Annotated in this window: 17 protein-coding genes; 9 read left to right on the top strand and 8 right to left on the bottom strand. The window is 26.2% G+C overall.

Translation table 11 applies throughout. The features are described from left to right. The first annotated feature begins 12 nt into the window (after positions 1-12). From CRV01_RS10985 to CRV01_RS11000, 4 genes are read left to right on the top strand one after another with little or no spacing between them, the layout of a single operon-like run. On the top strand, positions 13-501 hold the full coding sequence (locus CRV01_RS10985; protein ID WP_129008255.1) for an LptA/OstA family protein: 489 nt from the start codon (positions 13-15) through the stop codon (positions 499-501). Beyond that, a complete protein-coding gene (gene yihA / locus CRV01_RS10990; RefSeq protein ID WP_129008256.1) occupies positions 501-1,103 on the top strand; it encodes a ribosome biogenesis GTP-binding protein YihA/YsxC in 603 nt (200 codons plus the stop codon). The genes CRV01_RS10985 and yihA overlap by 1 nt, the downstream gene beginning before the upstream one ends. Continuing rightward, positions 1,093-1,554: an N-acetyltransferase gene (locus tag CRV01_RS10995; protein WP_129008257.1), complete on the top strand. Its 462-nt coding sequence runs from the start codon at positions 1,093-1,095 to the stop codon at positions 1,552-1,554. The genes yihA and CRV01_RS10995 overlap by 11 nt, the downstream gene beginning before the upstream one ends. Continuing rightward, complete coding sequence (locus CRV01_RS11000) at positions 1,551-3,683, top strand: ATP-binding protein (RefSeq protein WP_129008258.1); 2,133 nt, start codon at positions 1,551-1,553, stop codon at positions 3,681-3,683. The genes CRV01_RS10995 and CRV01_RS11000 overlap by 4 nt, the downstream gene beginning before the upstream one ends. Here the strand turns inward: CRV01_RS11000 and CRV01_RS11005 are convergent. Genes CRV01_RS11005 through CRV01_RS11020 form a run of 4 tightly spaced genes read right to left on the bottom strand, consistent with a single transcriptional unit; the run spans position 3,673 to position 8,963 of the window. Further along, positions 3,673-5,337 carry an efflux RND transporter permease subunit gene (locus CRV01_RS11005; RefSeq protein WP_258238393.1) on the bottom strand — a complete coding sequence of 555 codons (1,665 nt, stop codon included), beginning with the start codon at positions 5,335-5,337 and terminating at the stop codon, positions 3,673-3,675. The genes CRV01_RS11000 and CRV01_RS11005 overlap by 11 nt on opposite strands. Before the next feature lie 8 nt (positions 5,338-5,345). Next, positions 5,346-6,875: an efflux RND transporter permease subunit gene (locus tag CRV01_RS11010; protein WP_129008259.1), complete on the bottom strand. Its 1,530-nt coding sequence runs from the start codon at positions 6,873-6,875 to the stop codon at positions 5,346-5,348. Then, positions 6,868-7,623 carry an efflux RND transporter periplasmic adaptor subunit gene (locus tag CRV01_RS11015; RefSeq protein ID WP_129008260.1) on the bottom strand — a complete coding sequence of 252 codons (756 nt, stop codon included), beginning with the start codon at positions 7,621-7,623 and terminating at the stop codon, positions 6,868-6,870. Before CRV01_RS11015 ends, CRV01_RS11010 begins: the two co-directional genes overlap by 8 nt. After that, a complete protein-coding gene (locus CRV01_RS11020; protein ID WP_129008261.1) occupies positions 7,620-8,963 on the bottom strand; it encodes a TolC family protein in 1,344 nt (447 codons plus the stop codon). Before CRV01_RS11020 ends, CRV01_RS11015 begins: the two co-directional genes overlap by 4 nt. Positions 8,964-9,190: 227 nt before the next feature. Between CRV01_RS11020 and CRV01_RS11025 the strand changes: the two genes are divergently transcribed. Both CRV01_RS11025 and CRV01_RS11030 read left to right on the top strand, forming a co-directional pair. After that, positions 9,191-9,538 (top strand): cupin domain-containing protein, encoded by a 348-nt coding sequence (locus CRV01_RS11025; protein ID WP_129008262.1) that lies wholly within the window; start codon positions 9,191-9,193, stop codon positions 9,536-9,538. Positions 9,539-9,614: 76 nt separating this feature from the next. After that, positions 9,615-12,239, top strand: coding sequence for a transporter substrate-binding domain-containing protein (locus CRV01_RS11030; RefSeq protein WP_129008263.1), 2,625 nt, complete (start codon positions 9,615-9,617; stop codon positions 12,237-12,239). Position 12,240: 1 nt separating this feature from the next. On the opposite strand, the gene fliP is transcribed toward CRV01_RS11030, so the two are convergent. The 4 genes from fliP to CRV01_RS11050 all read right to left on the bottom strand — a co-directional run bounded on the left by fliP (position 12,241) and on the right by CRV01_RS11050 (position 17,597). Next, positions 12,241-12,978: a flagellar type III secretion system pore protein FliP gene (gene fliP, locus CRV01_RS11035; protein ID WP_129008264.1), complete on the bottom strand. Its 738-nt coding sequence runs from the start codon at positions 12,976-12,978 to the stop codon at positions 12,241-12,243. Between the two features lie 65 nt (positions 12,979-13,043). Next, complete coding sequence (mrdA, locus tag CRV01_RS11040) at positions 13,044-14,825, bottom strand: penicillin-binding protein 2 (RefSeq protein ID WP_129008265.1); 1,782 nt, start codon at positions 14,823-14,825, stop codon at positions 13,044-13,046. A gap of 494 nt (positions 14,826-15,319) precedes the next feature. Then, positions 15,320-15,625 carry an EscU/YscU/HrcU family type III secretion system export apparatus switch protein gene (locus CRV01_RS11045; RefSeq protein ID WP_129008266.1) on the bottom strand — a complete coding sequence of 102 codons (306 nt, stop codon included), beginning with the start codon at positions 15,623-15,625 and terminating at the stop codon, positions 15,320-15,322. Position 15,626: 1 nt separating this feature from the next. Then, the gene (locus tag CRV01_RS11050) at positions 15,627-17,597 is read right to left on the bottom strand and encodes a flagellar hook-length control protein FliK (RefSeq protein WP_129008267.1); all 1,971 of its coding nucleotides are present in this window, start codon (positions 17,595-17,597) and stop codon (positions 15,627-15,629) included. 46 nt (positions 17,598-17,643) lie between these two features. Between CRV01_RS11050 and fliW the strand changes: the two genes are divergently transcribed. The 3 genes from fliW to CRV01_RS11065 are packed head-to-tail and all read left to right on the top strand — an operon-like array spanning position 17,644 to position 20,693. After that, positions 17,644-18,018 carry a flagellar assembly protein FliW gene (gene fliW, locus CRV01_RS11055; RefSeq protein WP_129008268.1) on the top strand — a complete coding sequence of 125 codons (375 nt, stop codon included), beginning with the start codon at positions 17,644-17,646 and terminating at the stop codon, positions 18,016-18,018. Between the two features lie 18 nt (positions 18,019-18,036). Beyond that, positions 18,037-18,390 carry a hypothetical protein gene (locus CRV01_RS11060; protein ID WP_258238394.1) on the top strand — a complete coding sequence of 118 codons (354 nt, stop codon included), beginning with the start codon at positions 18,037-18,039 and terminating at the stop codon, positions 18,388-18,390. A 2-nt stretch (positions 18,391-18,392) separates the two neighbouring features. Then, positions 18,393-20,693: an AAA family ATPase gene (locus tag CRV01_RS11065; protein ID WP_129008270.1), complete on the top strand. Its 2,301-nt coding sequence runs from the start codon at positions 18,393-18,395 to the stop codon at positions 20,691-20,693. Positions 20,694-20,737: the final 44 nt, after the last annotated feature.

Raw genomic sequence — 20,737 nt, forward strand, 5'->3', positions numbered from 1 at the left:
GAATATAATTTAATGAAACTATTATTAAAACTAGCACTTGCTTCAACACTAGTTTTTGCAAATGCAAACACTGAAAAACTTATTATTGATGCTAAAAATTTTGAAACTGATGACAGTAAAGGGATATCAATTTTTACAGGAAATGTAAAATTAAAAATGGCAAAAGATAGATTGAATTCAAATAAATTAGAAGTTTTTATGAAGCCAAAGTCTCAAGGTAAAAATTTAGAACCTTTAAAGTATATTGCAACGGGAGATGTTAGTTTTACAATTTTCTCAAATGGAAAACACTATAAAGGAAAAGGGAATAAAGTAATTTATGACCCTATAAAGCAAGAATATACAGTATTAGGAAAAGGTTACTTAAATGAAGTAACTGAAGATAGAAAACTTTATGGTGAAAAGATTTTTATTAATCAAGAAACGGGAAATGCTAAAGTTAGTGGAACAGATAATAAGCCAGTAAGGTTTATTTTAAATATTGATAGTGGTAAAAAATAATGAAAATCGTAGATGCACAATTTTTAACATCAGCACAAAGTATAAATGATTCACCCGCTCCTGATAGAGCAGAAGTGGCTTTTCTAGGAAGATCAAATGTAGGTAAATCTTCTTTATTGAATACATTAACAAATAGAAAAGGATTGGCAAAATCTTCTTCTACGCCTGGAAAAACTCAACTTATTAACTATTTTGAAATCAAATTTAAAACAGGCAATGAAGAGTTACCATATCTTTATGGAAGATTTGTTGACTTACCTGGATTTGGTTATGCTAAAGTATCAAAAAGTCTAAAAAAAGAGTGGAACAAAAATTTAACAGGTTATTTAGAAGAAAGACTATGTTTACAAATCTTTGTTCATTTAATTGATGCAAGACATACTGATTTAGCTATTGATAAAAATGTTGATGAGTTTTTAAAAACAATTAAAAGAGGGGATCAAATTATAATTCACGCTTTTACAAAAATTGATAAATTAAAACAAAATGATTTACAAAAACTAAAAAGAGCTTACCCCGATGGAATATTTATTTCAAATTTGAAAAAAAGAGGTTTAGAACAACTTCAAAATAAAATTACAGGATATCTATTTGGAAATTAAATTTTTTAAACCTGATGTTACTCATATTACTACTATGCAAGCTCTTGTAAAAGGAGAAGTTGAAAATGGTAATATTCTTTTACGAACAGAAGATGAAATGGCAAATACTATTAGAGCTTATACTGTTGTAGAAGTAGATGGAGTAATGGCAGGTTTTACAGCCTTACATATTCACTCTGCTAGACTAGCAGAAGTTAGAAGCTTAGTTGTATCTAAAAATTTTAGAGGCTTAAAACTAGGGCAAAAACTTGTTCAAGCCTGTATAGAAGAGGGTAGAAAATATAAGCTACAACAAATACTTTCTTTAACATATGAAGAAGGATTTTTCAAAAGTTTAGGCTTTGTTACTATTGAAAAAGAGGACATTCCTGAACATAAGATTTGGGCAGATTGTATTCGATGTAAACACTTTCCTGTTTGTAATGAAATAGCAATGGTATATGATTTATGAAAAAATTCCTGTTTTTAATATTTGGCCTTAGTGTTATTTTATTAAAAGCAGACACTTCAATTGAAAATAAAACTAATTTAATAAAACTTACAAAAGAAGAAAAACTTTTTTTAATCGAAAAACAGATTAAATGTGTAGTAACTAAAAGTTGGGCACCTTTTAATTTTGAAGAGAATGGTAAACTTGTAGGAATCTCCCATGACTTTTGGCAATTAATAAAAAATAAAACTTTAATAGACTCCACTTGTACTTCTGTAGATAGTTTTCAAGAGGCTATGAGGCTTATAAAAGACAAAAGAGCAGATATAACCTTATCAGCAGCTATAACTGGAAATAAACTATATTATGGTAGGTTTTCTAAGCCTTATGTCTCTTATCCTATTGCAATTGCTACAACTTTAGATAAACAGTATATTTCAAATACAGAATTCTTAAACAATAAAAAAGTAGCAGTGGGTAAGTTTTATAGTACTTATCAAATTCTAAAAAGTAAATACCCAAAGGTAAAATTTGTAGAGGTTGAAGATAATATAGAAGCATTAAAACTTTTATCAAGGGGTGATGTTTATGCTGTAATTGATATTTTGCCTGTTTTATCACTTACAATAGCAGATCATGGATTTAAAAATATCAAAATAAGTGGAACAACAGAGTTTAATTTTGATCTTAGATTTATGGTTAGAAGCGATTATGAAGAATTGATTCCTATTATAAATAAAGGTATAGATTCAATTTCTAAAAAAGAATTAAGTGAAATTAAAAATAGGTGGCTTTCAGTTAGGCTAGAGAGTGTAGTTAATTTTTCAAGATTTTGGGAAATAGGTTTTATAAGTTTTTTAGTTCTTATTATTTTATTTTATAGGCAATATATTTTAAATAGACACAATAAAAAGCTTCAAGAAGCAAATGAAGAAATTGAAAAGAAGACAAAAGAATTAGAGTATAAAAGTAATCAATTAGCAAAACAAAAAGAGCTTTTTGAAAAGATATACCATGAATCTACTGATGGTATTTTTTTAATGCATTTAGATACAAAAGAGATAATTGATTGTAATGATGCCACATTAAAAGTATTGAAATATAAAAGTAAACAAGAGTTTTTGGGCTTAGGAATTGCTGATTTATTTCCAACAAAACAACCAAGTGGTTTATCTTCTGTTTTTAATATATATAAAATGCTTGATACTGCTATTGAAAAGGGCTCAAACTCTTTTGAGTTTGTATTTAAAAATAAAAGAAATAAAAATATATGGCTTGAAGTTGTATTAACAACAATTACAATTGATGATAAAAACTTAATTCATGTTGTTTTAAGAGATATAGATAAAAGAAAAGAAATGGAAGAGGAGTTAAATATATTAACTCATAATCTTGAAGATAAAGTAAAACAAGAAGTTAAAAAGAACGAAGAAAAAACAAAGCAGTTATTGCAACAAAGTAGATTAGCTCAAATGGGTGAAATGATTTCTATGATAGCCCACCAATGGAGACAACCTTTAACAGCTATTTCTGCAACTACAAATAATTTATTACTTAGAATGATGATAAAAGATAGACCAAGTGATGAAGAATTAAAAAAGGAAGTCTCTTTAATCTCTGATTATTCTCAACATCTATCAAATACAATTGATGATTTTAGAAACTTTTTCAAAACAGATAAGCAAAAAACAAATACAACTTTAGAAAGTATTGTTTCAAACTCTATTAATATCGTTAAAAACTCTTTAGAAGGAAATAATATTAAACTTATTGTTGATTTTGATTGTTATGAGTCTATAAATGTTTTTGCTTCTGAAGTAAGTCAAGTAATTTTAAACTTGGTTAAAAATGCGGAAGATGCAATTTTAGAAAATGAAATAACTAATGGAGAAATAAAAATTGCTACTTCATGTGAAGATAAGTTTTGTTATATAGAAATCAGTGATAATGGAGGAGGTATTCCACCTAATATTATGGAAAAAATATTTGACCCATACTTCTCTACAAAAAAGTCTAAAGAAGGTACAGGTTTAGGTCTTTATATGAGTAAGATAATTATCAATGACCATTGTAAAGGAGAATTATCTATAAAAAACAACTCTTTAGGAGCTAGTTTTATAGTTAAAATCCCTTTTAGTACTACTTCTTAATAATCTTTTTTACATGATTTTTAATAATTACAGGAACAAAGAACATTGATACAACATATGACATCAATGTTCCTCCAATAAGTGCAACACCTAAGCCTCCAAATACTGCATCAGTTGCCAGAAGAGAAGATGCAAAAACCATAGTTAGAACTGTTAAAATAATAGGTTTTGATCTTGTTGCAGTAGCCCGTGCTATAGCTTCATTTATACTAAGGTTTTTTTCTTCTACTAATTGTTTAGAAAAATCAATTATAAGTGTTGAGTTTCTTGAGTTAATTCCAATAAGACCAATAAACCCAATCAAAGAAGTTGCGGTTAAATAGAAAGTATCTGTTGTAATAGCATCCATAATAATATGTGCAAAAATAACTCCAATAATAGAGACAAAAGAGGCTAATACAATTGCTGCTGAAAGAGCAAAACTTTTATAATAAATAACCATTAGAAAAAAGATTAATACTAAAGCTATAATAAATGCTCCTCCTAAATCAATAAAAGTATCTATAGTTACTTTTAATTCTCCATCCCAAATAAGCTTGAATTTCTCTTTTGTTAACTTGTGGGTAAATTCAAGGTTTAACATATCTGCTTTAGTAACTTCATAATTATCATCAAAATCTTTTAGAAACTCACTTCTTGCATCTAAAAGAGGGTATATTTGACTATCTTTATTTGTTTCAGCAATTACATTAATCATTTTTGCAAGATTTTTAGAAGTTAAGGTTGCTTCTTTTTTTACTTTTTTTATATTTACAAGTTCACTAAGTGGTATTTTAAAGCCATGCTTATTTATTAGCTTTAATTTTGAAAACTGTTCTAAAATAGCTTTTTTACTGTTTTGTTTAAAAATTCTATTATCATCAAGCCTTAAAAATATAGGTATTTGACTTTGTTTATCTTCTTCATTTACAACAGCAACCTCTAAACCCTCAAAGCTTAGATATAAAGTGTTTTTCACTTGTTCTAATGAAAGAGCACTTTGTATTATTTTATTATTGTCTAGTGTTATTTCAAACTTATCATATATATCATCAGCCATAATATCAATATCTACTAAAGTCTCTTGCTTTTCTAAAACTTTAGCCACTTTTTGTGCAAACTTTCGCCTATTTTCAAAAGAGTTTCCTCCATAGATTTCAGCAACAATAGAAGCCAAAACAGGTGGTCCAGCAGGTAGTTCTATAAGTTTGATATTTGCATCGTATTTTGAACACCCCTTTTGTAGTTCTTCTCTAATATTACTTACAAAGTTGTAGCTTTGAATATTTCTGTTTGAGGCTTTTTTTATATTTACCATTATCTCTGCTTGAGATTGCTTATCTTTTAAAGCACTTTGTTTAACAAGTGCTGCAAAATCTAAAGGTTGACCTTCTCCTATAAAAACAGAGACATTTGTTACAAGCTCTTTATTTATAAGTATCTTAGAAATACAAGATGTTACTTCTTTAGTCTGTTTTGTTGATGAACCATCTTTTAAATCCACATATACTGAAAAGGTATCAGAGTCTTTACTTGGAAGCATTTTAGCTTTAGTAATTTCAGTTGGAAAAGTTAAAATACTTAAAATAAAAAGTACTAATGTTATTGCATAAACTATAATAGATTTAGAAGGATTTTCAAGTATATTATAAATAAATTTTTCTAATTTCATCATCTAAAACCTTAAAGAAACTTTTTAACTAAATATGGGGTAAATACATATGCAATAATCAATGACACTACAAGTGCAATAGGAACAAAAACAGGAAGAGGGTGCATAAATTGCCCCATCATTCCTCCAACAAAAAACATAGGAATAAAAGTCATGATAATAGCTACCGTTGCAATATTTGTAGCATTTCCTATTTCATTTGTAGCATTTATTGATAAGGTTTTTATATCAAGTTTTTCTTTGTCTTCTTTTTTATGTCTTACTATATTTTCAATCACAATAATAGCTGCATCAACAAGCATCCCAAGACTTACAATCAATGCAAATAGTGTAATTCTATTTATGGTTTCATCTAATAAAAAGCCTATAAATAAAGTTAAAGATAGAATCATTGGTACAAGAAGTGAAACTATCATTGCCTCTTTAAGTCCTAATGAAAAGATAAGTAAAATAGCAATAATTAAAATAGAGATAAGTAAGTTTTGAACAAGTGAGTTTACGGCATTATTTGCAGTATATCCATCATCTCTTGTGATAACGTATTTAATACCTTTTTTTGCTAATTCCTCTTTTTTTGTTTCCATGTAAGAAAATATCTTTTCATTTATAGTTACGGAGTTTGTACCTTTTAATTTAGATATAGTTAAAGTTGTTTGAGAAATACCATCTTTAAGCTCTTTTGTGTAAAGCATTGCTTCTTTTTTATTTTGTATATCATATGATTTTTCAATACTTGCAATATCTTTTAAATAGACTGCAACACCATAATTATATGAGATAATAATATTTTGTAAATCCTCTTTTGACTCTATTGCGTTTTTAATATTTAAAATTGTTAAATTATCTTCTAGGTTATCACTTTTAATGCTTGGCATTGTATGAGCTAAAGCTTTTATCCTATTTGCTACTTGCCCTAATGATAAGTTATAAGAAGAGAGTTTACTTGCATTGATTTGTACATTGTATTGATCTTTTTTCTCTCCTTTTAAATCAACTAAAGCAACATTTTCTATCTTGTTTATTTCATGACTTAGTTTACTTACTTCATTGTATAGTTCAGCTTGAGTTAGAGTATTGTTTTTAGAATAAAATGCAAGGGTTGCAATAGGAATATCTGTATCAATATCCATTGTTTTAACTATTGGAGGTAAAGCTCCTTTTGGAAGCAAATCAATATTTCTCATAATTTGGTCATATAGCTTTAAATTTGATTCTTCTTTATCTTCTCCAATATAATATTGAACTTGTACTATTCCCATAGAGTCTTTTGCATAGGAATAGATATATTCAACACCTTTGATTTCTCGAATCTTCTTCTCCAATGGTTCTATAATTACTTTTTGTATCTCATAGGGTTTTGCTCCAGGAAGTGCAACTATAACTGCTCCTCCGCTAACTTTTATTTGGGGGTTTTCTTCTCTTGGCATAAATTCTAAAGAGATAAAGCCTAGTATTAATATAAAGATTGCTAAGATAAAAGTTAAAGGGTGCTCTATAAAGTTTCTTGCTAGTTTCCCTGCGATATTTAAATTATCATTCATTATTTAGCTCCAAATATACTTTACAGTACATTCCTGGATAAATTTGTTTATCTTTTTTATCAAATGAAAGTTTGATAATAAAAGAGTGAGTCATACTGTTTGTATCTGGAATAATTGAACTAATAACACCTGTTGTTTTAAGATTAATTGATTCTATAACAACTTGTGCTTTAGTTCCTATTTTAACTACTTGTAAAGCCGATTCTGCAATTGAAGATTTTATTTTTAAAGAGTCTAAATCTGTAAGAACAAAAGCTGGCATTGAAGGTACTGCTATTTCTCCTTGTTTAATATTTTTTTTAATAATTAAGCCATTATTTGGAGCTTTTACTTTTAAGTAATCATATTGTTTTAAAACTTCTTTTACCTTTGCATTTGCAATTTTTACTTGACTTTTTGTGTTTTTAAATTTAAGTTCTAATTGTTCTAAATCATATTTTGATACTAAATCTTTTTTATATAATCTTTCATATCTTTCATAATTTAGTTTTATATTTTCAAGGCTATTTTCTAAAATCTGTTTATTAAAAAGGGCTTCTTTTTTTAGGCTATCAATATTTGAAGAGTCAATTTTATAAAGTATTTGACCTTTTTTTACAAAATCTCCTTCTTTTACATTCACTTGCTTTATTAATCCCATAAATTTACTAGTGATAATTTTTTCATTGTCTGAAATCACTGTGCCACTTATTTCAAAAGCTTGTAGATTTATAATCAATAAAATAGTTAAAATTAGTATTTTTTTCATTTGTTCCCTTTAAATAAGTCATTGCCTAAAGCTAAATTAAATTTTGCTAAGGCAAGTGATTTTTCATATTTTGATAATATTAATTCTGCTTCATTTTGCCTATAGATAGCTTCTTGTTTAAGTAGTTCAGACATAGAAATTAATTTGTTTTTGTACATTAATTTTGATTGTTCTAATACTTCATATGCTAACTCTTTAGCTTTAAATTTTTCTTCTAAGACTCTTTTTTTTGCTTTAAGGTTTAGTTTGGCTCTTTTTACTTCAAGCTTGATGCTATCTTCTAACTCTTCTTTTTGAAGTAGTGATTTTTTATATTGAAGTTTACTTTTTTGTAAGTCATGTTCTCTTGTTTCATCAAAAATTGTAAACTTAACTCCAATAAGTGCCATATAGTAATCTTTTTTATCATTTGTAGTAATTTTATTGTCATTAAATCCATATTCCACATAAGAATAAACAGATGGATAATATGCGGCTTTATTTAATTCAATACTTTTTTTATAAAGATTATTAGTAGTTTTTAGTATTTTTATTTCATCTCTTTTTTCTAAGGCTAATGAAGAAGAATCATCTATGTTTGTTTCATAGTTTTTGAGACTATTTACATCTGTTATATTTTCAATACCCGTTAAAAAGCTAAGATAAGCAAGAGAAAGTTCAAAATTGTTTTTTGCTTGAATAAAACTACTTTGGGTGTTTAGTCTTTTAACTTGAGCTTGTTTTTTATCAATCTTTGTTACAAGACCTTCTTTATAAAACTCATTTGCTGTATCTTCATACTTTTTTACAGCTTTTATTGCATCTTTAGAAGCTTTTAAAAACTCTTTTGCAACAACTGCATTATTATAAGCTTTTAGAACCTCTAGTGATAAGTAGTTAATATCAATATTTAATTTTATTTTTTGAGCTTTTTTTTCTAAGGATATAATATCCTCTTGATTTGATAATTTAAACCCTGTAAATAAAGGAATAGAGTAGGTAAGTTTTGTATTAAAATTGTTTCTACTATCTGGATAATTTAAATCAACTGGTTCAGTAGTTATTGCTTGTCCAAATTGAGAAAAACCAAAATCTTCAAAGGTAGCTTCTCTAGATGAAAGCTTTGAATTAAATACATAACCTGCATGATTTGTTTTACTAGCCTCATGTACTAGATCTATATTTCCATAAGAATAAGACTTTATTTTTTCTAAGTCTTCATTTTTTTCTTTTATTTGAATTTCTTGTTGTTTAATTTTCTTACTGTATTCAATAGTAGAATTTAATGCTTTTTCAAAACTAATTATTTGTGAAAAAGAAATCGTTGATAGTAATAATAAATATAATATTAACTTATGCATATCTACTCCTAATCTTTATTTTAAGGGATTATACATTAAAAAATTAAATAAAACAATTATAAGTAAATATTATTTATATTTATCTTCCATTTTTTTTGTAAATAGTGCTAGAAGTAACACAACAATAGCAATTGCAATGAAACTAATAATTTCATTTTGTAAGTTTTCCATTAATTAAATCCTTTCATTTATAGTATAATATTTTAGATAAATTTAAAAGGATAATTATGTATTTAAAAGATTCAAATAGTATTGAACAAAATCATATTCCAAAAACTGTTAATGCAAATATTGCAGTTTTAACTCCAAAAGATGATAAAGATTTTATTGTTAGAAAAATAGTTCTAAAAGACGGTGGTTCTATGCCAAATCATACAAATATGATTCAACATCAACAATATGTATTAAGTGGTGAGGCAAAGGTCGTTGTAGGTAATGAAGAATATAAAGCGAAAAAGGGTGATTTTATTTATATTCCAGCAGGAGTAGAACATTATTATGAAGCCTGTTATGGAGTTGATTATGAATTTCTATGCATGATTACAACTAAAGAAGACGAAATTTGTTTTAAATAGTATAGTTTTTTTTTCTTACTAATTTGTAAGGTATAAAGATATAACATATAATAATTTCATTATTAAAGAATATGTTATGATTAAGTTACTATTTATACTGCTAGTATTATTTCTAAACTTTTTGTATGCAAATCATAAGTTTACTGAAAAAGAATTAACTTATATAAAAAATAAAAAATATATAACAATATCAAATGAATTTGATTATGAACCCTATGATTTCAATAGAAATGGTAGGGCTTTAGGATATTCCATTGATTTATTAAATCTCATTCTAAAAGATACAGGACTTAAAATTAAATATTCTACTAAATCTTGGGATGAATTATTAAAAGATTTAGATAATGAAAAGCTTGACCTGATACACACTATTTATAAAACTAAAGAAAGAAAAAAATATATGAGTTTTTCTTTAGGTTACTCAAAAGTTATTCAAAGTTATATAATTAGAGAAAATGAAAAAGAAATCGATAGTGTAAAAGATTTATTTGGTAAAAAAGTTGGAGTATCTGAAGGTTGGGGTGAAGTAGATTTTTTTAAAAAGTATCCTCAGATTGAGTTAGTTTATTTAAAAAACTTTGAAGAGAAACTAAATGCCCTAAGTTTAGGGAAAATAGATGCAATAATAAACAGTACTAATGTAGCAAACTATTATATAAAAAAGTATGGATATATTAATTTAAAAATCTCTAATCCTGTTAAAAAGGTAGAAGAAGTAAAGTTAGATGATCATCATTTCGCAACACTAAATAAAAATAAGATTTTAATCTCAATAATAGATAAAGCTTATGATAACACTTCAATTGAAGAAATAGAAAAGTTAAATAAAAAATGGTTTGGAGTGAATTATACTCCAAGTATAATGTTCAATGATAAACAAAGAAGTTATATAAATACTAAAAGAAGTGTTAATTTATGTATTGATCCTGATTGGTTACCCTATGAAAGTTTAGATAAAAAGGGTAATCATATTGGTCTTAGTGCAGACTATTTTAAACTCTTTTCACAAAAATCAGGATTAATATTTGACATTGTTAAAACTAACTCTTGGAGTCAATCAATAGAATACATAAAAAATAAAAAGTGTGATATGGTCTCTTTAATTACACATACTAAAGAAAGAGAAAAGTTTTTTAACTTTACATCTTCATATTTAAAAATACCAATTGTAATAGCAACAAAATTAGATATTTCATTTATAGATGACTTTAACAATTTAAAAAATAGAAAAATCGCATTAGTAAAAGATTATGGTATTGCAAAAAACTTAAAAGAGAAATATCCTCATTTAAATATAGTATATGTTGATAATATTTCTAAAGGTTTAAATTTAGTAGAAAAAGGAGAAGTTTTTGGTTATGTAGATTCTTTTTCAACAATAAGTTATGCACTTCAATCAGAACAAAGAATAAAATTAAAAATAGCTGGTGAAGCAGATATTTATTGGAACTTAAGTGCTGGTGTAAGAAAAGATGAACCTATTTTAGCAAATATTATTCAAAAACTAATAGATAGTATAAGTCAAGAACAAAAACAAAAAATTTTTAATAATTGGATTGTTATAAAATACGAAAAAGGAATAAACTACAGTCTAATATGGAAAATTATATTATTCTTTTCTATTATTTTTCTTCTTTTTTTATATAAACAGCATCTTATGCGAAAATCAATTAATGAGTTTTCTCAATTGATTGATTCTACAATGGAAGCTATACTAATCTTTAAAGATAATAAATTAATAAACTCAAATGAAAGTGCTGTTAAAATATTTTCATTTCTTAATAAAAAGCAGATGAAAGGAGTTTTATTTGAAGAGTTTGTATCTAAAGAATCAAAAGATTTAATATATAAAGAAATATCAAATTCAGAGGAAACAGTAGAAGTTTTAGCAAAAAGAAAAGATAGTACAACTTTTCATGCGCTATTTAAAAAGTTTACACTAAAAGATAAAAATATTAATGTAATTAGCTTTATAGATATTACGCATATAAAACAGTTAGAATCACAAACCAAACAAGCTCAAATGGGAGAGATGATAGAAAATATTGCCCATCAATGGAGACAACCATTAAGTACTATCTCTACAGTTTCTTCAGGAATTAGTCTAAATATTGATTTAGGTGTAAAACCTAGTTATGAATCTATTTCTGAAGATATGAATAGAATAGTTAGTACTACCAAGTATTTATCAAATACAATTGAAACTTTTAGGAACTTTTTAAAAGAGAAAAAAAAGAAAAAAGAGGTTAATTTACAAGATAGATTGAAATTAGTTATAAGTATAGTTTCTGATTCATTAAAAAGCAGGCATATTCTTTTAAAGAATAATATAAAAGATGAAACTTTTATTTTTACTACAATTGTAGGAGAATTAGATCAAGTTTTAATCAATATAATTAATAATGCAAAAGATGCATTAAAAGAGAATGATATTAAAGAACCTTGGATAGAACTAAATTTAGTAAAAAACAAAGAGAATTTTTTAATAACTATTGAAGATAATGCAAAGGGAATTCCTGAAAAGATAATTGATAAAATCTTTGATCCATATTTTACTACAAAGCATAAATCACAGGGTACAGGCTTAGGATTACATATGAGCTATAAAATTGTTACAGAAAGTCTAAGGGGAGAACTTTATGTTCGAAATACAGATAGTGGTGCAAAGTTTTTTATAGAAATACCTTACACCTTTGACTAAGTCACTTAAAGGATTGAGCTAAGTTTCCAATAATCAATGACCACCCATCAATTACAATAAAGAAGATTATCTTTATGGGCAGGGATATCATTACAGGTGGAAGCATCATCATACCCAAGGACATTAAAATAGATGCTACAATAATATCAATAACTAAAAATGGTAAAAAGATTAAAAAACCTATTTCAAAGGCTGTTTTAAGTTCACTAACAATGAATGAAGGCATTAAAAGTGTTAAAGGCACATCATCAATATTTTTAGGGTTTTCTTCTTTTTTTATTCTATAAAATAAGGCTAAATCTTTTTCTCTAGTATTTTTTATCATAAACTCTTTAAAGGGTTTAACTCCCTTTTCAAAAGCTACTTCATAACCTATTTTTTCATCCATATATGGAACAATAGCATCATCCCAAGATTTTTTAAAATATGGTTCCATAATAAAAATTGTTAAAATTAAAGAAAGTGAAATAATAATTTGATTTGGTGGAGTTTGTTGCAGTCCCATAGCCTGTCTAAGTAAAGAAAAAACAATAATCAATCTTGTAAAACTCGTAACCATTAAGATAAGTGTAGGAGCTAAAACTAAAAGAGTTAAAATAATAGCAATATTAATTGTTTTAACAAATTGTGCTGGTTCTTCAAGTGCAGCTATTGAAAGATTAACAACAGGTGGTGCTACTTCTTCTTGGGCAAAAAGTAATGAAATAGAAAAAATCAATAAACTAAATATTAGTTTCAAATATCGTCCTCAAATAAAATAAGAAAATACTATATCTAAAAAGTAATTAAATCTCAAAGATGTACTTATTTAGGGTTTTTTATGTAACCAAACTCATATAATTTTTTAAAAATATTTTTTACTAATAAACCAGCAGCACTTCCCCCGTGTCCACCATGTTCAATTATAACTGTTACAACATATTTTTTGTCACCTTTGTATGGACCATAAGCAGTAATCCAAGCATGTGATCTATGATAATACTCTAGTTCACTCTCTTTCATTCTTTTCTTTTCAGACTGAGGAATAGATACAACTTGTGCAGTTCCTGTTTTCCCAGCCATAGTAATAATACTATTCCTTGAGTATCTATATAAAGTACCTTTTTTATGGTTATTTACTTCATACATACCTTTTCTTATTAAGTCTAAATGATCTTCATCATGGGGAACTTCAATTGGTTCTTGAAAACTATCTTTTGAGAAGTGAGGTATTGGAAGCTTACCTGTTGCTAAAAATGCTGTGTATCTTGCAATTTGCATTGGTGTTGTAAGCATTTCACCTTGTCCAATTGATGTAATTACTGTTTCCCCAACATACCAAGGTAAATTATGTCTTTTTTGTTTCCAATCCTTATTTGGGTTTGTTCCATAATGTTCATTATCTAAATCAATACCAGTTTTTTGACCAATACCAAATTTAGCTAATGTTTCTGAGATATTATTTATTCCTACTTTTAGACTTCCTTTATAGAAAAAGTCATCACAACTTTCTCTAATAGCTTTAGTAAATCCAACTTTACCATGTCCTTCTTGCTTCCAACATCTAAAATTTCTTTTCCCTAAGGTTATAGCACCTGTGTCAAATACTGTATAACTAGGTTTAATTCCATGTTCTAAAAAGGCTAAAGCTACACCCATTTTTATAACAGAACCTGGAGGATATTTACCATTAATTAATTTATTTGTAAAAGGATGATTAAAATCATTTCTCATTCTGTTCCACTCTTTTACAGAAATACCATCAACAAAAATATTATTATCAAATTCAGGGAAAGAACTAGCAGTAAGAAGTTCTCCTGTTTGAGCATCCATTACAATAGCTGCTCCACCTTTACCTGGGAAGTTTTTTTGGATATATTTTTGTAGTTCAATATCAATTGAAATTGTAAGGTCATTATCACTTGATGGTTTTTTCTCTTCAAGTACTTCAAGCTCTTTATTTAAAGCATTTACTTTAATATTTTTGTACCCAAGTTCCCCTTGAAGTTTTTTATTATAATACTTTTCTAAACCTATTTTTCCAATGATTCCACTATGTTTTGAAAAGGGGTTTCTGTCGATATCTAACCTTGAAGCTTTTCCCACATAACCAATGATATGAGAAGCATCTTGCTTGTAAGGATAAACTCTTTTTACTTCTGATTTAATTTGAATATCATCTAAAGAATTAAATAGTGTATATTTTTTGAAAAACTTATCATAAGGTATATATTTTACAACTTTTACAAAATCATGTTTATATGGAGAATCAGCTTTTTTATACTCTTTATATAACTTTTCTTTTTCATATTCAGGGAAGTGTTTATTAATTAAAGCAATTAATTTATTTAGCCTTTTTTTATTTTTATATGATCTTAAATGTGGTCTTAAATTAATTGAAAAGCCAAGCTTATTCATAGCTAATGCTTTTCCATTTCTATCTTTAATTATACCTCTATTTGGTACTTCATAGACTTTTTTAATATAATTTCTTTTAGAAAGTTCTTCATAATAAGTATTTGATTTAATACTAAGGAAATATACCCTTGCAAGTAGTGTTAATAAAACAAGAATAATAAAAATAAATATTAGTTTTAGTCTAGTCAAATGAAAACTCCAAAGATTATTAAATCAACTATTAAATTTAAAAGTAAAATGAAATTCAGTTGAAAACTCATTTCATTGTTTATTGTCCATAAAAATAGTAGTCCACAATAAAAAATTATTAGATATACATATAAGTTTATACCATCAACAGATAAAACTCTTGCAACATATGGAATAATAAAAGCATATATAAAAAAACAAAGAAGTATTATTGAAAAGGGTTTAAACCCATTATTTATTTCGATTATTACTGTTGTTATACCCAGAAAAAAAAGTGTGTAATTATAGTTTTTTTCCATACACACATAAAATGCAATAAATACTATACCAAGTAACATTATTGGGAAAAAGTATATAGATGACATTGTATTAACTATTAATGCAAAAATACAAAATAAAAATATGTAAAAAGGATTATCTAAGTTATTGATTTTCATTAGTTATACAGTTCTTCGTTTTTAAGGGATTATATTGAAAGTATACTTACATAAATATCAAATTATATCATTTACTTTTTCAGAGTCTCTTTTTTTTCTTTCAAGGGCAGTTAAATCATAAATAAATGCAAAAATTTCAGATACTGCTTTATACATGCTTGGAGGGATTTCTTTTTCAATATCAATAGCAGATAAAAGTTCAATAAGATCTTCGTCTTTTTTTATTGGAATATCATTGTCTTGAGCAATCTTAATAATATTATTAGCAATTTCACCTTTACCTTTAGCTACTACTTTAGGAGCATTATCTACTTCAATATCATACTCTAAGGCAACAGCTTTTTTAATATCATTTTTATTCATATTATGCCTTTATATCTACGCCAAAGCCAAGACTTGTATTTTGGTTATAAACATCAGCTTTTTTTATTTCTTCTTTTTTCTCTTTATCAAAATCTAAAATATGAATATTCATAGGAATTAACTCAACAGAATTCATAGCTCTTTTTAGTTTAAAAATATTTTCTTTTATTGCTTGTTTAAAATGATCTTTTGTGGCATAAATTGTTAAGTCAAGTTTATTTTTGTCATAAAGTCCAAGAAGAAGTCTTGTTTCTCCAAACTCTTTTAAATTTAAATTAATTTCACAATAAAATTTTTCATCTTTTCCTTCTCTCATAGAGATTGAACCATCTTCTAAAATATCCCAAATAAAAGGGATATAAACACTATTGCTATTAGATACTACTGATAAAAGTTGATGGTATTCTATTTGTGTTAGTACTTTGTCAATCTGCTTTGATGTATCACTAGCTTTTGGATCAGATGTATTTGTTGCTAATTCTTCTTGTACTTTTAATAAAATAGCTTTCATATCATTTTGTAAGTTTGTATTTGCACCTTTGGGATTTTCACCTCTATTTAAAGTTTGTATAAAGTTTTGAGTAGTTTGTTCAAGTTTTGTTAATGCTTTGTCTATTTTTTCAAAACTTCCTTGGTTTGTATTTCCTTGATTTACCTGTGCAATAGTTGTTTTTAGATCTTTTAATAGAGTTTCTATATTTGAAGTTAGATTATTAATTGTAGGTTTTAAATTTAAAGAATCCATACTTTTATTTTGAAGTAAATTGTCTATTTGGTTTAATAAAGCTTGTTTATTTGGAATATTTTTATCTAAAATAACTTCATTTTTTAAATTTTGTAAGATATCTTTTATTTGGCTTAGTACTTCATTTTTTACTTGATTTGTTTGAAGTTGAGTTGTTAAGTTTTGTAAACTATTTGTAATTTTATCAGGATTTACTGGCTGTTTGTTTTGTAAAGATACAATTACCTCTTTTAATGTAGCTAAGGTTTCACTTGCTTGGTTTGGAGCAGCTTTTAAAGAAGCAGGATTTAAATTTGTATTTAGTTCTTTACTTTGAAGTAAGTTATCAATTTGTTTTAAAAGTGTTTGTTTATTTGGCAAATTATTGTTTTGTAAAACTTCATTTTTTAGATTTAATAAAACATCTCTTGTACTTGCTAAAGCTTCACTTTTATTATGTATTAGTTTTTCTATTTGTGTTGCAGAGCCATTATCTATTTTTGATTGGGTTAGTTGTATTTGATTTGAAATATTCTTTAAATTATTTGTTAATTGCTCTAAATTTGCAGTTTGTTTATTTTGTAAAGATTTACCAAGAGTTTCTAACTGAGAAGTTAAAGCTTTTAAGTCTTTTAAGTTTTCAGTAGGATTTGCATCTAGTCCTTTAATATTTTGATTTAAAAGTTTATCTATTATTTGTGAAATATTTTTTGCTTGGGGAGTATCTACTTGCTTTAAAATAGTTTTTATTTGATTTAAAATATTTTCTAATTCTTTTGGTAAAGAGGTTTTTGCTTGGGATTGAGAAAGCATTTTTGATTCTAAAAATACTCCTGATTTATCAAGGGAATTTTTTAAAACTTTTTCATCTATATTTCCAAGATTTTTTAATAAAGCTTCTATTTGTGGTTTAAACTTTTGAAGAGTTTCATTTTGTGAAGCTTGTTTTAAAAGTGTTTCAATATTTTTGCTAAAGTTTCCTAAGTCTTTAAAAATAGTGGAATTTTTTAATAAGCTTTCTATTGAGGCATTTGTTTTAGTTCCTGTTTTAGCTTGCGTGAAAAGGTCTTTTAATATATCATCTACACTTACATCACCTTTTTTTATATTTACTAAGGTTTTAATATCTGCTTCTTTTAGTGCATCTTTTAAAACTTTGTTATCATTTGGTAAAAGGATTTTGAGTAGATTATTATTAGAAACTATCATAATTTTAAGTATATCATAAAATATTATATTTATTGACATCAAATTTTTATTTTTGTACAATCAAAATCATTAATAAAGGTTGAAGATGAAATTTGAAGTAGTTACTCCTATTGATGGCTTTGAAAGAGAAAAAGAGTTTGAATTATCAAAACTAGATGATTTCTTTTCTATGATAAAGGGTGTTGAAACAGGTGAAACTATTAGACTTATGAGTTTTGGAGCACTAAAGTCTTTAGAGTTTGAATTGCCTAAAGATTTTGTGGCAAAGCTAGAAATAGAGAATATTTCAGATATATCAATATTTTATATATTTGTTTTACAAGCTCAAACTTCTGATTCTTCAATGAATATTTTTGCTCCATTAATAATGAACAATAAATCAATGAAAATGGGACAAATACATTTAGATTTACATGAGTTAGGCTTAGATAGTCTAAACGATATACTTCCAAAATTTTAAAAAAAGATTCAAATACTTATGCACGAAAAACAACTAAGAGTTAGATATATTAGAGTACTGGAAAAGTTCTTTACAAGAACAGTTTCTTTATTAAAACTAGAGAATTTTGATAAAGAACTCTTTAAAGAAAGAACTAAAAAAAATTATGAAGACATAAAAAGAGTAAAGGCTGTTGAACTAAATTCACCTTATCTTACACAGTTAATTGCATTTATCAATAAAACACTTCAGTATGCAGAGACTTCAAGCGTAAACTTTGAAGATGAAAGAGCTGATTTACTAAAAGAAGCTAATCATATACAAAGAGAGAAAAAAAGAAGTACTTACAAAAAAGATAAACACAAAAAATCTAAATTTGATGATGGGTATTAAGATTGTCAAATTCTACTTATGAAGAACATAAAACTTTTAATCTTTCAGGGGTCTTGAAAAAAGTTTTATATAAAAATGATGAAAATAACTATGTAATAGCAGTACTTGAAAATAATCAAAAAATCTGTGGTAACTATTATGATACAGAAATTGAAAAGATTGTTGGAGAAGAAGTTTTATTAAAAGGAAACTGGACAACACATAAAAAATATGGTGTTCAGTTTGAATTTGAAACATTAGAGTTAAAAGAAGCTGAGATGTTTTTCTTTTTAACTAAGATAGTTAAAGGTGTGGGGAAAAAGTTTGCAAAAGAGCTTTTAGAAAAATATACTGAAGATGAATTAGTAGATATACTAAATGAAAAACCTGGAGAGCTTTTACAGTTTAAAGGTATAAAAGAGAAAAAACTAGAAAAGATAGTCGCCTCTTGGCAAAAATTTAAACACTTAAGAGAGCTAGGGAAATTTTTATCAAAATTTGGTGTAACTTCAAATCTAATTAATAAAATCTATTCTCACTTTAGTGAAGTAGATAATTTAATTGAAAAAATAAAAAATAATCCATATATTCTTATAAATATAAAAGGTATTGGTTTTAAAAGAGCAGATGAAATAGCAAAAGCTTTAGGAATAGATCCTAAATCTGATTTTAGAATTAGTGCTTGTGTAAACTATACTTTAAGAGAGTTTTGTGATAACAATGGAAACTCTTCAATTGACAAATCTCACCTTTATAAACTTTTAGATGAGAGTTTACATTTTAAAGATGAAGAAATTTTATATGAAAAAGTAGTCTCTGATATGCTTGTTGAAGAAGAAGTATTTCAAACAAGTGAACATAGAATTTCCCCTTCAATGTTATATTTTGCAGAAAGAAGAATTTTAGAGTTTTTTCAAAGAAGAGAGAATGAAAGAAATAAAAAGATAATTTCTTCTTTTGATGAATATATCGAGAAAAAAGAGAAAACTTTAGGCTTTGAGTTAAATGAAGAACAAAAAAAAGCAGTAGAACTTATAAATGATGGACATAAAACACTATTTTTAATTGGTTATGCAGGAACTGGTAAATCAACATCTAGTAGGGCGGTTTTAGAACTACTTGAAGAAATAGTTGCCTATGATGATATTATTGCTATTGCTTTAAGTGGTATTGCTTCTCAAAGAATATCTGATACTACAGGATATAATAGTTCGACTATTCAATCACTTTTTGTAAAACATGAAGATAAAGAGTTTTTCCCCCATAAAGTAATTTTACTTGATGAAGCTTCAATGGTTAATTCTGTGATGTTTTATAATCTTATTAAAAAGATACATGATGATACTATTTTTATTATAGTAGGAGATGATGGGCAGCTTCCAGCTATTGGTGCAGGTAATATCTTAGCGGATGCTATTAAATTTGAATTAGCCCCTATATGTAAATTAACTAAAATCTATAGACAAAGTGAAGACCAAGCAATTGCTGTTATTGCAAATGATATTAGACAAGGTCAAGTTCCTGAGTATAGGAATGATTATAAAGATTTTGAATTTATTGATGTATCTATAAATAACTACTATGCTGTTAAAAACTCGACTTCACAAAATGAGTTTTCTGATGTAAGAACAAAAATAAGTGAATCAATTTTAAATACGATTTTAAATATTTCTAGTCATTATATACGGAAATATTATGAATATATAAAGAAAAAAGAGATTTCTTCTGCTTTAACACTTTTTCAAGTTATTACTCCAATGAAAGCAGGAATTTTAGGAGTAGAAAACCTTAATATGCAGCTTCAATCACTCTTTAATCATTCTAAAAAGAAAGGCTATAAAAGTAAACTTTATGAATATAAAATGAGTGATAAAGTAATACATATAAAAAATGAAAATATGAAAGCTCAAACTATGCATATGTATAAAACAGCTTCTACAGAGTTTATGGAAAAAAGAGTTTTTAATGGACAACTTGGACTTATTATAAAACTTGATTTTGATGAACAAAAATGTATAGTTTTATATCCAAATGATGATATGGTAGTATTTTATGAGTTTGATGAGTTAAGCTCATTATTATCACTTGCTTATTGTTTAACTATTCATAAAACTCAAGGAATGGAGTATGAAAATGCTTTAATTCCAATGAGTTTTTCTCACTATATTATGCATAATACAAAGCTTTTATATACTGCAATTACAAGAGCAAAAGATATGTGTTTTATCGTTGGAGAAGAAGAGGCATTTAAAAGTGCTTGTAAAAGAATAGAAACAACAAAACGAGAATCTGTAATAAATGATCTTCTTTCAAAAAAACTTTAAAATAATTTTACCTTTATAAAAGTAATCTTTATGTATTATATCTA

It is taken from the genome of Arcobacter sp. CECT 8983 (genome assembly GCF_004118855.1).
Lineage (GTDB): Bacteria > Campylobacterota > Campylobacteria > Campylobacterales > Arcobacteraceae > Halarcobacter.

What these genes read in the sequence shown, in the direction of transcription:
- CRV01_RS10985 (WP_129008255.1), top strand. Translation starts at nt 13, where the DNA reads ATGAAACTATTATTAAAACTAGCACTTGCTTCAACACTAGTTTTTGCA.
- yihA (WP_129008256.1), top strand. Translation starts at nt 501, where the DNA reads ATGAAAATCGTAGATGCACAATTTTTAACATCAGCACAAAGTATAAAT.
- CRV01_RS11000 (WP_129008258.1), top strand. Translation starts at nt 1,551, where the DNA reads ATGAAAAAATTCCTGTTTTTAATATTTGGCCTTAGTGTTATTTTATTA.
- CRV01_RS11005 (WP_258238393.1), bottom strand. Translation starts at nt 5,337, where the DNA reads ATGATGAAATTAGAAAAATTTATTTATAATATACTTGAAAATCCTTCT.
- CRV01_RS11010 (WP_129008259.1), bottom strand. Translation starts at nt 6,875, where the DNA reads ATGAATGATAATTTAAATATCGCAGGGAAACTAGCAAGAAACTTTATA.
- CRV01_RS11015 (WP_129008260.1), bottom strand. Translation starts at nt 7,623, where the DNA reads ATGAAAAAAATACTAATTTTAACTATTTTATTGATTATAAATCTACAA.
- CRV01_RS11020 (WP_129008261.1), bottom strand. Translation starts at nt 8,963, where the DNA reads ATGCATAAGTTAATATTATATTTATTATTACTATCAACGATTTCTTTT.
- CRV01_RS11025 (WP_129008262.1), top strand. Translation starts at nt 9,191, where the DNA reads ATGTATTTAAAAGATTCAAATAGTATTGAACAAAATCATATTCCAAAA.
- CRV01_RS11030 (WP_129008263.1), top strand. Translation starts at nt 9,615, where the DNA reads ATGATTAAGTTACTATTTATACTGCTAGTATTATTTCTAAACTTTTTG.
- CRV01_RS11045 (WP_129008266.1), bottom strand. Translation starts at nt 15,625, where the DNA reads ATGAATAAAAATGATATTAAAAAAGCTGTTGCCTTAGAGTATGATATT.
- CRV01_RS11050 (WP_129008267.1), bottom strand. Translation starts at nt 17,597, where the DNA reads ATGTCAATAAATATAATATTTTATGATATACTTAAAATTATGATAGTT.
- fliW (WP_129008268.1), top strand. Translation starts at nt 17,644, where the DNA reads ATGAAATTTGAAGTAGTTACTCCTATTGATGGCTTTGAAAGAGAAAAA.
- CRV01_RS11060 (WP_258238394.1), top strand. Translation starts at nt 18,037, where the DNA reads ATGCACGAAAAACAACTAAGAGTTAGATATATTAGAGTACTGGAAAAG.